The following is a 12388-nucleotide window of genomic DNA, read 5'->3' as shown; positions in this document are numbered from 1 at the left end:
TTTCGCAAGAAAACGGGTGTTGGCAAACAGTAGAATCGATCAAATGTTTAGTTGAGCCACACACCATCTAAGCTTAAAAAAAAAACAATAAAGTTAGGTCAACCACCTAGCTTTATTGTTTTTTTGTAATTTAGTCATAAGTCTGAAAAAATCATTCATAAAATAAGTTGATCTCAATCGTTATTTCCAAGTTCATCTACTCATAAGGTAATGTTTTTATTCCCCATATAAATAGGAGTGGTCAGGTAAATATCTTCTTTGGTTCCCATCATTTCAACCCTTGTCACTAAGTACAATTTTCATTGGGAATGGTAACAAAATCACCGTAAGGGTTGATGATAAGAAATAAGTGGGTGAGACAAAATGAGATGCTACCTAACCATTGACGTTTTCACGCACAATTTTTAGGAAGCATCTCACTTTTGTCACAATTCTTTAATGTGATATTTTTTTTGCTCTATTTCAAAATTTTCAACCGATAATTTTCAAAATAATCACGATTGTTTCTTCCTTGGGTCCAAGCAAAGATTCCCATGACCAATGCACCAATCGTATTTGTGAATAAATCACCCATCGTGTCCATCAAAGCAGCTCGTCCGACAAATAAGGTGCCATCTGAAGCGGCAAACCGTTGGAGATTCATTCCTAAGAATTGATCACAGAGAAATTCCCAAAATTCCCAAAACACGCCACAGAGGCCAGCAAAGGCAAAACCAAACAGTAAAAACAACCATGGACTAGTCTTCGCAATTGGTGCATCTTTCAATAATAAGCCGATCAATCCGTAACCTAGGGCAGTCAATACCATAGGACTAACGGCGTGTAAAATTTTATCCCAGAATGAAATGATACTGATCAAATGCATACCGGTACCTAAGAACACGGAAATAAACAAGAAAAACCAATAAAATAAAACAATGGCATCTGGAACGTATAATTTTGCGATTTTTCTAACGATCTGAGGGAGAAAAATCAATAGAATTCCAGCTAAAGATTCGATGATGAAAGTAACTCCCTGAGTAGTTGAATATTTTTTAGTAATAAATTCATAAAGGTTATAACAAACCACAAACACACCAAAAGCAACAAGTGCAAGTTGGATTTTTTTCATTGTCTTATTCATGGCTCAAACCTCCATCTAAGTAAGTCTTTACTTGACTGAGTAACGCTTCTTCACTAGTTACGAGAGCGCCATTTAGCTTGATTAACCCAATTGTATAAAGATTTAAATAATGGAATTGGTTTTCAGCTACTTCTTGTAAAGCAGCAATTTTTTGCGGGTGGGTACCGCCTTGTTGCCGACTATCTGTATACAATCCAATGACAGGAATCCCTTTAGCATAGGCAACACCAATTTCGGATGCAACACCAGGATCGATCGTTAAACCATCTAATAGTGCAATCATCAAATCACTTTCCAACACCTTTTCTGTATCGGCTAAAGCAATCATCTGACTATCAGCATAGGCTGTTTTATCATTGATCGCTTCGTTTTCTTGCGGAAGATAAATGGTTAATTCATTGGAAAGACTCCTGATTTCTTCTACAAGTTTCGCATTATATAATAAGTCACTTTTCGCAAAAAGTGGGGCAGCAAAATAAATATTCATTTTCATCGTCCTTTTCTTAGAAATAGTCACTGAAATAAGCTTCCATATTTGGAAGAATCAATTCAAGTGTTTTAAGTGTTTCATCATCTGTTTTGATTCGTTCGATCCTTGCAAGATAAGAAGGGCGACGATAATTCATCATCAAACAACTTAATGTTTGAATGGACAACTGGACCGATTGTCCGACAGGTTCGTCCACGACATCCAATTGTCCGTCTTCGTTCCAGACCAACCCAAAAACACCATTGTTCCATGAGGCGATAGGGTCCTCGACAACAAAGTGGAAAGGTTTCGCAGTAGAAACGAAGGGGAATTGCTTCAGAAACTCTTTGACATCTACGATTCTCGCCATGTAGTAAGGCTCGATCTGTTCTTTTATTTGACTATCTTCGATCAAGAAAGCCAGTGGTTCATTTTTGTAGATGTCACCGTGAACCCAGTAAACCATTGAAAAGTGTGCTGAAATAAAATTCCATAGACCATTCCGAGCTTCTTGGTTCAAGTAAAACATTTCTTTAACATGAAAAATTTCTTCAGCGACCCAATAAAATAAAACACCAATTGGTTCATGCTCTTTCGTATAGTAGATCGCAGCTGTCCGTTCCTCTTTATTTTCAAAGCGCCAATATTCTTCCCAATGAAATTGGCTACGAAACAAAGCACCGTGATTTTGAGCCGCAAATTTCTGATACACTCGGTAAACATCTGGATGATCTACTGGTAATCGTTCAACCATTCCATCCACAGGAACATTCTTCGGTAATTGGGTATCACGAATTTTAAATGTCAACTTATCAGACATGATTTCCCAACCCTTGCGTCGATAATAAGGCACGCTATAGGGATAAAGATAAGAGATCCATTGTTTGTTTTTACGCATATTATCTAACGCAACCAAGATCAAATCTTGCATCAATCCATGATTTGCATATTCAGGATACGTTCCGACACCGGTAACGCCACCCATTTTGTAGGGTTTACCGTGGATGTTGACTTCACATGGATAGATCGCAATTTGAGAAATCAATTTGTTATGGTGGAACCAGCCAAATACTTCCGATAGTTCCAAAATTGGGCGCTTGGAGCGAATAAATGCCCCTTTGCTTTCAAAACCACTTTCTTCGATGTCTGCTTCTGTTACTTGAAAGACATAAGACAATAACTCATTGAATTGATCAACATCTTTTTCAGTAACAGGTTTTAATTCAAGATTTTCTCTGAAATCTTTTTCATCCATTCTTTCATCTCCAATTATTTACTTGTTATTAGTATAGCAAATTTTCATAAAAAAAACTTCTAAAGCTGACTAGGTAAAAAGTCTTTAAATTCATGCTTTTCATTGATATAATGAGAGGTGCTGATTTAACGAAAAGAGGAGACGCTATGGATATAAAAAAAATGAAACAACGACAAGAGCAAATTCGAAATTTTTCGATCATTGCTCATATCGACCATGGAAAATCAACGCTGGCCGATCGTATTCTGGAAAAGACGAACACTGTGACGTCTCGTGAAATGCAGGATCAGCTATTAGACTCAATGGATCTAGAGCGTGAACGTGGAATCACGATTAAATTAAATGCTGTCGAATTGAATTATACAGCCAAAAATGGCGAAACCTATATCTTCCATCTAATCGACACCCCTGGGCACGTCGATTTCACTTATGAAGTATCAAGGAGTTTAGCAGCCTGTGAAGGTGCGGTATTAGTAGTTGATGCGGCACAGGGAATCGAGGCTCAAACATTAGCAAATGTTTACTTAGCTTTGGATAATGATCTGGAAATTTTGCCAGTCATCAATAAAATCGATCTTCCAGCTGCTGATCCAGAACGTGTACGACAAGAAATCGAAGATGTTATCGGAATCGATGCCAGTGAGGCAGTCCTGGCTAGTGCTAAAGCAGGAATTGGGATTGAAGAAATACTTGAACAAATCGTTGAATATGTACCCGCACCATCAGGCGATCTGGATGCCCCTTTGAAAGCATTGATCTTTGATTCCGTGTACGATAGTTATCGAGGAGTCGTTCTGAATGTTCGAATCACAGACGGCATGGTCAAACCAGGCGATAAAATCAAATTGATGAGTAACGGCAAAACATTTGATGTGACAGAAGTGGGAGTCTTTTCACCCAAAGCTGTTGCTAGAGATTTCTTGATGGTCGGTGATGTAGGGTATATCACGGCAAGCATCAAAACGGTCCAAGACACGCGAGTAGGGGACACAGTTACGTTGGCAGATAATCCAGCAGAAGAAGCGCTACCTGGATACCGTAAAATGAATCCAATGGTTTACTGTGGATTATATCCAATTGATACTTCCCGCTACAATGATCTGCGTGAAGCACTTGAAAAATTACAACTAAACGACGCAGCACTACAGTTTGAACCTGAAACCTCACAAGCACTTGGTTTTGGCTTCCGTTGTGGATTCTTAGGCTTATTACACATGGATGTAGTCCAAGAACGTTTGGAACGTGAGTTCAACTTAGAGTTGATCACAACGGCACCTTCTGTAATCTATCATGTGAATAAAACAGATGGGTCTATGACAGTCGTCGATAACCCGGCAGATTTTCCAGAACCAGTAACGATCCAAGATGTTGAAGAACCTTTTGTCAAGGCACAAATCATGGTTCCAAATGACTTCGTTGGTGCAGTGATGGAATTATCCCAAAGAAAACGTGGAGAATTTATCACAATGGATTATTTAGATGATTATCGAGTGAATGTCGTTTATAACATTCCACTTTCTGAAATCGTTTTTGACTTTTTCGATAAACTAAAATCCAGCACGAAAGGCTATGCTTCCTTGGATTATGAAATGTCTGGTTATCAAAAGAGCAAGTTAGTAAAAATGGATATTTTATTAAATGGAGAAAAAGTCGATGCGTTAAGTTTCATCGTTCACCGAGACTTTGCTTACGAACGAGGAAAAGCAATCGTTGAAAAACTGAAAAAACTAATTCCACGTCAACAATTTGAAGTGCCGATTCAAGCAGCTATCGGACAAAAAATCGTTGCTCGTTCAGATATCAAAGCATTACGTAAAAACGTTTTAGCAAAATGTTATGGTGGAGACGTTTCACGGAAACGCAAACTTCTTGAAAAACAAAAAGAAGGAAAGAAACGAATGAAACAAATCGGCAGCGTCGAAGTCCCACAAGAAGCCTTCATGGCTGTTCTGAAAATGGATGAGGATGAACCGAAGAAATAGCAAATGGTCTAGCCATTGAGCTAGACCTTTTTTATCTGTTTTTCCCACGGTTTTTCCAGGCTCTTTGTCAAATGATGTTGGTAAAGAAAAATCTTAGAATAATTTGGGGCAGAAAGAAGAAAAACTTCTTTCTGTTCTTTTTATTTGGTTAAAATAGTTTTACCGTGTCGAATCATGATCTGTCGTTTGAAATGATAAAAATTTCGAAACCCATAAGCATTGCGTTTTAATATTTTAATATGGTTGTTTAAACATTCTAGTGGTCCGTTTGAATAACTGTAGCGGAGGGCATTTTGGATCTGTGGCAGAAACTTTTTAAATGTTCGCAAAGTTGTCGCATAAGTTTCAGGTAGCCGGCTGACTTCTCTGGATAAACAGTCCTCAAATAGTGAATGATCTCTTTTCTTTTTAAGATTGATGACATCTATTCAGAGCTACTTGAAAGAGTAGCTCTTTTTAGTTGCTTTTGATTAATCTATTTTATAAAAAATAGATTGTATTTCTATTCTGCCATTTTTGGTTAAATATAATGTTTTTTATTATCAGGTAATATTTTTTATATTAGATATAACAAAAACAAATAAAAAAACTTAATTTAATAGATTATAATTATAATGTGCTACAAGATATTACATGTTGTATTCGCATTATTCAGGTTAAACTATGTAGCACAAAATAAATTTCGTAGTAACTACGATCAACCTCACAAAGATCTCCTGTATTTTACTGCGATTTATTATCTATGAGACTACTCATAAGAGTAGTCTTTACATAAAAAACTAATAAAGAAGGTATCACTATGTATTATGTAGAAGTACAAACACGAGGAGTAAAAAACAAACAATATGTCAAAAGTGTAATCAATAATTATCCACTATTAGGATCATGGAAAGAGGCTGAACCATTTTCAAAAGAATGTGCATTGCAAATAAAATCAGTTTTAGAACAAGAATTAATTTGTGGAAAAGCAATAGTCAATATAGTAGAAAAGTAAAATTTATTAAAGTTTTAAGTAAATGATGTAATATTGTAATTAGTGGCGTTAGTCGTTTATTTTCAATTTTTTCATCCTTTAATTAATCATTCTAAATATTTACTCCAAATTTTGTATTAAAAAGTGTATCAAGCAGTTATCCTTGTGTTACCATTGCATCCGTGTTATAGTAATTAAGTAATCTAATTTGAAACGTAATCTGAGCGATATATTCACACTATAAAAACTCCTTTTACCAAGTAATATTAATTGCAACAAAACACGTATTATATACGTATTAGGAGGAAATATATATGAATAACGGTACAGTAAAATGGTTTAACTCAGATAAAGGTTTTGGATTTATCACTGGTGAAGATGGAAATGACGTATTTGCACACTTCTCAGCTATCCAAGGCGATGGATTCAAAACATTAGATGAAGGTCAAGCTGTTTCTTATGATATTGAAGAAGGACAACGTGGACCTCAAGCGGTAAATATCGTAAAATAATGTTGAACTTTAACCATCTCAATCGAGATGGTTTTTTTTATATTATGACTCATAAGCATCCGGTCGTATAATCGAGTCTTACAAGGTAAAAAATATTCTATTAAAGAAATAATTTCTCCATTTTTTCGCCCATTTATAAAATATCAATTATTATTATATGAGTATCAGCAAGTATTAAATAATAGGCTCTTGCTTAATATGAAAGTTGGTATAATAGGATTTATAATGATGTATAGATATTAGAAAAACTTTGTGAATAACACAATCTTATAGGAAGCCTTCATGGCTGTTCTGAAAATGGACGAGGATGAACCGAAGAAATAGCAAAGGAGCCTGGGACAAAACTTGTCTCAGGCTCTTTTAGTATCTCTAAAACGAATAAACGGTGAGACAAAAGCAGCATCTTCGGAAATAAGCCGAAATTTACCAAAAATTTGAGAAGCAATTTTCGGAAATTCCTTCTTATTTCTTGATGCTAAACACTTTTGTCTCAACCTCTTTTTTATCTGTTTTTCCCACGGTTTTCCCACATGTGAAAGGGAAGGATCAAAGGCATTATCGTGTAGCATTTTTTCAAAAATGTCAACTGTATCTTTTTTCATTTTTTCGTAACATGGGCATAGGTATCCATTGTTGTAGCTAACCTGGAATGACCTAATCTGGCTTGGATCTCCTTAGGCTTTGCTCCTTGTTCTAATAACATGGTGACGAAAAGGAAGAAATTGGAAGATAGCGAACAGCGACTAAAATGGTACCTACAACAAACACTGACGAGTTCACTGAAGCAAGCAAAGTTATTTTCAAAAGGACAGGAAGACTTGTGATAGCTTATATGATGGTCGAGAATAAGAATGCGAATTTTGCTGGCTGAAAACGCTAGTGCAATATCCGGATGGCTTCTATCCTGCTTACTACAACAACTGGGGCGGAGCTCTATCAAACAGAAAGTCTAGAAATCCCGCTTTAACGCTATACGCAAACGAAAAAGTTATGGCGCCGATAACGAATTTCCCTGCAGGACAGGAATGCGTTGGCTCTGTCATATATTCTACAAATGACGATTGGCTTCCATCGGAAACATTAAATACACCAGAGCGAATTGAAGACAATTGCAAGTTACCGCAAATGTAAATTACCTCCTTAAAAAGGAAACATCTATGATAGAAACCGACTTATTATTGCCCTAGTCTTTTTTGTGTCTTTTTAATTTGATATACTTGTTTTTGAGGTGATTCCGAAAGTGAGAAAATTATCAAAGATATTAATTATGTTTTCCATTGTTTTAACCGGATGTGTTTACTCATCCAGTAGCTTATTGAACCATAAAGAAACTTACCTAGTAGCCCATAGAAGTGCACATATAGTTGCTCCTGAAAATACAGTTGAAGCTATGAGAGAAGCAAAGTCACTTGGCTATAATGCAGTAGAAATTGATGTAAGAACTAGTAAAGATGGAGTGAATTTCTTGATGCACGATGACACTCTTGATAGGACAACAAACGGAGAAGGACAACCAGAAAGACTTACAATCAAACAGCTTAAAGAATTATCGATAGATACTTCAAATTATCCAAAATATAAAGATAAAAAAGTTAATATACCAACTTTTGACGAAGCAATTAAAGAAATAAGTAAAGACAAATTAATTGTTAATGTGGATGGATCAAAGGGAGATTGGAATGACGATAAATTTGTTGCATCAATAGTAAATACATTAAAAAAATACAATGTATATGATCGTTCTTTTTTTGTCCTGACAAATAAAAAAATTAGAGATAAGGTAGTAAAGGATCATCCTGATTGTACGGTTTCATGGTTATATGATTCAAAAAATAACATTGACGATGATATACAACAAGTTGAGCAATACAATAAAGCTTTGCTATCAGTATCAAATGACTTAGCAACAAACCAAGTAATTGAAAAATTAAATAAATCTGGAATTATGTACCAGATTTATGGTGTTAATGATGCTGAAAGGTTTAAAAAGTTAAAATCATTAGAGGTACCTATAGTAGAGACAGATACAATCAATCCAAATAAAATATAGAATAAATTTTTTTTATCTGTTTTTCCCACGGTTTTCCCACATGCGAAGAAATAGTAGCGCTTGCTTGAAAATAGTGTAAAAATTAGACCATGTTTACATGGATTTACCACCGGTTTGCCACCGGTGGTTTTTTTTGGTGGCAAACCTCAAGAGTTCTTTCTAAGCTTCTCCATAATGTCGACCGTTTCATTTTGCATTTTATTCGGCATGTGAGAGTATCCATCGTAATAGAAATTCTGCTATGCCCTAGTCGTTCAGGAATTTCCTTCATCTTAGCACCATTTTCAAGAAGAGTAGCGTGAGTATGCCGCAAAGAATGAAAGTTGAATGAGAGGGAGAGTGCATTCGAGATTTAGTATTTCATTTTATTACACTTTGAATGATCAGTTTCATGCTTCCCCTAATCCTTGAACTGAGCGATTACTATCATCACTACTCAATAAGAATAATAGACACGATTGCGCTGATATTTATATGGGGTTATGCCTACGATCTTTTTGAATACGGTTGAGAAATGGCTCTGGGTGCTAAATGATAGTTCTTCGGCAATTTGATTGATGGATTTGTTAGAAAATAATAAAAAGTACTTGGCCTTTTCAATTTTCTTCAAATGCATGAAATCTTTAAAATGCATCCCAACTTCTTTATAAAATAACCTTCCCACGTATTTTGAATCCCGATTTAAAACATCACAGATATCTTTTAAAGAAATAGCTTCATACAGATGATTTTCTACATAGTTAAGAACACATACGGTAACAGGGCTATAGGTTTTTTTAGGAATATTGGTTGGATGAGCCAAAAAGTCATGAATGGCTTGCTTAGCTAATGTTTCAAACTTATTGATATCACGAATTTCCTGTAAATATTCATAGTACTGAAACTGTCTATTAAAAACTTTGCTTACCGGTACACCTTTTTCAACTTCCACTCGTGTAAGTAATGTAATGAGCGCACAATAAAAACATTTAAGTTGATCGCTTGTAAGGCTCTTATAGTAATATTTGATAAATAATTCAAGTGTTTTTATTGCAGCTAATTTATTGCGATCTTTTACATGAGAAAAGAGCAGCAACTCTAACTTATAGTATTCTTCAATATCGTAAAAAGTATTATAAGAGAATGTTTGTGATTGGTAAAATTCTTCTAGATTTAATTGCTTATCGTCGATTTTTTTTGGTGAATGATGATTTGCTAATATAAATAGATTTGTAAGGATTTGTCTGAATTCTTGTGTGGTATCCTCGGCTTCTTTTAAACCAAAATTTACTTCGGCCATGAGTAATGGGCCACAGGTAATCTGCATATAACCTGTCTCCGATGAACTGTCACTATATAAAAAAGTTCCATAGATTTCTCGTTTTGTATTATACATTTGAATAGCAGAAAGCTGATTTTCTTCTGTTTTTAGTGTTTTTTCAACCACACTGACGGGAATGCCTAGTTTTTCTGTTATGGATATTAATGAAATAAGGATTGGCGACATACTAACACCTCCATTCAAAATATAAAACACTTTCTTAATAAAAGAAACACTTTTTTGGTATATCTATTCATAATCATTGTTTATACTATGGATGATTAAAGTACTTGATCAAAAAACATTTATTTAAACATATTAGAATGGAGTATTGAGTAATGAAAAAATTCGAAGCGTTTTTAAACAATAATTTGTTGCCGCTTTCAGCAAAGATGCAAAACAATAATATCTTAGGAGCACTATCTGAAGGATTTATTCGAACAAGTCCAGCGACGATTGGCTCTGCGTTCATTTTAATTTTGGCAAATTTCCCGATTCCTGCTTGGCTTAAATGGTTACAGGATATGAACTTAGCACCTGGTCTAGCCGCTGTTAGTAATGCCTCTATTGGTCTAATGGGTTTGTTTGCAGTTTATAATATTGCGTATGCATATGCGAATCGCTTAGGTGTCCATTCACAAAATGCAGGTCTAATTTCTCTCGCTTCATATTTTATTTTAATCCCTCAACAAGTTGTTACGCATGTCAACGATGGGGGAAAATGGGTGGAATCAACAGTCAACGCGGTGAAATTTGATTATTTAGGAGGACAAGGTATTTTCGTAGGAATGATCGTAGCAATTGGAATTACCAAATTGTATTCTATCTTGTCAAAGAAAAATTTTACGATCAAATTACCAGCATCAGTGCCACCAATGGTTTCTGATTCCTTAGCACCGACGTTTATTGTGACCACGATTTTCTTATTTGTATGTGCCATTCGGATTGCTTTTTCGTTTACTGATTTTGGAGATATCTTTACTTTTATTACAGAAATGATTAGTGCACCGTTGAATAGTTTGATGGCTAATCCAGTATCAATGATTTTTATTCAAGTATTGATTGCTTTCTTGTGGTTCTTTGGTATCCATAATGCTGTGTTATCTGGACCACTTTCAGCTGTAACCTTAACAATGATGACTGCTAATATTGATGCTTATACCAATGGCAGCACGTTGCCTTTTGCCATGGCTTCTCTTGTGTATGGTGTTTGTGGAGCTGCAGGAAATGCGCTTGGTCTGGTTATTTGTTTATTCTTCTCTAAGTCAGCTCGCTATAAAGAAATGTTTAAGTTAGGTGCGTTGCCAACGATTTTTAATATTACCGAGCCGCTAAACTTTGGGATTCCGACAGTAATGAATCCAATCTTTTTCTTACCATTAGTTTTAAGCCCACTTGTTGCAGGTTTTGTTTCTTGGGGATTAATGAGTACGATTTTGCCAATTCCCTATAATCCTACGGCAGAAGCGATTCCTTGGACAACACCAGGATTTGTTAAGTTTTCATTGATTGGTAACTGGCAATTCCTGTTGATTTACATTATTATCACGGCAATTGTGGCATTGATTTGGTTCCCATTTGTTAAAGTCGCTGATATGAAAGAGCTACAGGAAGAAATGAAAAATAAATAATTGTTAGGAGTAAATCCAGTGTTAGGAATTTCCTTATATCCAGAAAAAGCTTCATTTAATGAAATGAAAAACTATTTAGCTTTAGCAAAATCGTATGGCTTTCAACGTGTATTCTTGAGCTTGCTTCAATTTGATCGGAACAATGTCAGTGAGTCCATGGAAAAATATTTAAAAATAATCAAAGAAGCAAGAGAGCAAGAATTTGAAGTAGCCATTGATTTTATCCCACCAATATTTGATCTTTTAGGAGAGTCCTATAAAGACTTAACATTTTTAGCTGATTGGGGAATTAATTGTATTCGCTTAGATGCTGGTATGACAGGGAAAGAAGAAGCTGAAATGACTAAAAATCCTTATGGTATCAAGATTGAATTAAATATGAGCAATTATTCTCATTATCTTGATCAAATTTTGGATTATGGTCCGAATCGAAAGCAGCTTACTGGTTGCCATAATTTTTTCCCACAGCAATATACAGGGCTATCCAGAGAGCAGTTTAAGCAGTATTCAATAAAATTCTGTCAAAGTTATTTAACGACAGCAGCATTTGTTACTTCTCAGTCCGGGGAACATGGTCCTTGGCCATTACAAGAGGGGCTTTGTACCTTAGAGGAACATCGTCACCTACCAATAGGAATACAAGTGAGGGATCTTTTACAAAGTGGTCTAATAGATGATGTCCTGATTGGTACGATGTTTGCCTCAGAAGAAGAATTACGTCAAGTCAGTGAAGCTGCCAAAGATTCAATGAAAAAAATAGATATCACCTTAGTGGAAGATATTACTGCATTCGAACGACAGCTCTTATTTGACTACACGCATAACTATCGAGGAGACTCTTCGGATTATATGATTCGTTCAACTAGGCTTCGCGCTAAGATTGTAGATAAGCCATTGCCTAGCAATCACCCAGTTCAGATGATCAAAAAAGGGGATATTCTCATTTTAAATGAGGCTTATGGGCAATATAAAGGTGAAGTTCAAATTGCTTTGAAAGATCGCCCTGGTGATAAAAAAATCAATCTTGTGGGCATATTCCGGAAGATCGGTTATTTGAGATGAAAAACATACAACGCTTTGAAGATTTTAGATT

The 12388-nt window shown here is 35.5% G+C and carries 10 protein-coding genes and 3 pseudogenes; 6 read left to right on the top strand and 7 right to left on the bottom strand.

Features of this window, described 5'->3' with window-relative positions:
* Positions 1 to 457: 457 nt before the first annotated feature.
* The 3 genes from IGL28_RS07180 to IGL28_RS07170 are packed head-to-tail and all read right to left on the bottom strand — an operon-like array spanning position 458 to position 2847.
* On the bottom strand, positions 458 to 1123 hold the full coding sequence (locus IGL28_RS07180) for a hypothetical protein (protein WP_010719050.1): 666 nt from the start codon (positions 1121 to 1123) through the stop codon (positions 458 to 460).
* Positions 1116 to 1610: a nucleoside 2-deoxyribosyltransferase gene (locus IGL28_RS07175; protein ID WP_010719051.1), complete on the bottom strand. Its 495-nt coding sequence runs from the start codon at positions 1608 to 1610 to the stop codon at positions 1116 to 1118. Before IGL28_RS07175 ends, IGL28_RS07180 begins: the two co-directional genes overlap by 8 nt.
* Positions 1611 to 1626: 16 nt before the next feature.
* Positions 1627 to 2847 (bottom strand): GNAT family N-acetyltransferase, encoded by a 1221-nt coding sequence (locus IGL28_RS07170; protein WP_010719052.1) that lies wholly within the window; start codon positions 2845 to 2847, stop codon positions 1627 to 1629.
* A gap of 146 nt (positions 2848 to 2993) precedes the next feature.
* On the opposite strand from IGL28_RS07170, the gene lepA reads away from it, so the two are divergent.
* Positions 2994 to 4829: a translation elongation factor 4 gene (gene lepA / locus IGL28_RS07165; protein WP_010719053.1), complete on the top strand. Its 1836-nt coding sequence runs from the start codon at positions 2994 to 2996 to the stop codon at positions 4827 to 4829.
* Between the two features lie 140 nt (positions 4830 to 4969).
* Here lepA and IGL28_RS07160 read toward each other — a convergent pair.
* A pseudogene (locus IGL28_RS07160) lies at positions 4970 to 5254 on the bottom strand (transposase); the annotation flags it as partial.
* Between the two features lie 374 nt (positions 5255 to 5628).
* Here IGL28_RS07160 and IGL28_RS07155 point away from each other — a divergent pair.
* Both IGL28_RS07155 and IGL28_RS07150 read left to right on the top strand, forming a co-directional pair.
* Positions 5629 to 5823, top strand: coding sequence for a hypothetical protein (locus tag IGL28_RS07155; protein ID WP_010719054.1), 195 nt, complete (start codon positions 5629 to 5631; stop codon positions 5821 to 5823).
* Between the two features lie 293 nt (positions 5824 to 6116).
* Positions 6117 to 6314, top strand: a complete 198-nt coding sequence (locus IGL28_RS07150; RefSeq protein ID WP_010718754.1) for a cold-shock protein — start codon at positions 6117 to 6119, stop codon at positions 6312 to 6314.
* A gap of 551 nt (positions 6315 to 6865) precedes the next feature.
* On the opposite strand, the pseudogene IGL28_RS07145 reads toward IGL28_RS07150, so the two are convergent.
* Positions 6866 to 7023 (bottom strand): annotated as a pseudogene (locus IGL28_RS07145) (site-specific integrase); the annotation flags it as partial.
* 558 nt (positions 7024 to 7581) lie between these two features.
* Between IGL28_RS07145 and IGL28_RS07140 the strand changes: the two are divergent.
* Entirely contained in the window at positions 7582 to 8364 is a 783-nt protein-coding gene (locus IGL28_RS07140) for a glycerophosphodiester phosphodiesterase (protein ID WP_179133704.1), read from the top strand.
* Between the two features lie 146 nt (positions 8365 to 8510).
* On the opposite strand, the pseudogene IGL28_RS07135 reads toward IGL28_RS07140, so the two are convergent.
* A pseudogene (locus IGL28_RS07135) lies at positions 8511 to 8716 on the bottom strand (tyrosine-type recombinase/integrase); the annotation flags it as partial.
* Between the two features lie 84 nt (positions 8717 to 8800).
* Positions 8801 to 9850 carry a helix-turn-helix domain-containing protein gene (locus IGL28_RS07130; RefSeq protein ID WP_081127525.1) on the bottom strand — a complete coding sequence of 350 codons (1050 nt, stop codon included), beginning with the start codon at positions 9848 to 9850 and terminating at the stop codon, positions 8801 to 8803.
* 152 nt (positions 9851 to 10002) lie between these two features.
* Between IGL28_RS07130 and IGL28_RS07125 the strand changes: the two genes are divergently transcribed.
* Together IGL28_RS07125 and IGL28_RS07120 are read left to right on the top strand one after the other, a co-directional pair.
* A complete protein-coding gene (locus IGL28_RS07125) occupies positions 10003 to 11295 on the top strand; it encodes a PTS sugar transporter subunit IIC (protein ID WP_010737665.1) in 1293 nt (430 codons plus the stop codon).
* 18 nt (positions 11296 to 11313) lie between these two features.
* Complete coding sequence (locus IGL28_RS07120; protein WP_438843929.1) at positions 11314 to 12357, top strand: DUF871 domain-containing protein; 1044 nt, start codon at positions 11314 to 11316, stop codon at positions 12355 to 12357.
* Positions 12358 to 12388 lie beyond the last annotated feature (31 nt).

Source organism: Enterococcus sp. AZ077 (assembly GCF_051714965.1).
Lineage (GTDB): Bacteria > Bacillota > Bacilli > Lactobacillales > Enterococcaceae > Enterococcus_B > Enterococcus_B hirae.
This window is presented reverse-complemented; position numbering and strand designations above follow the sequence as displayed.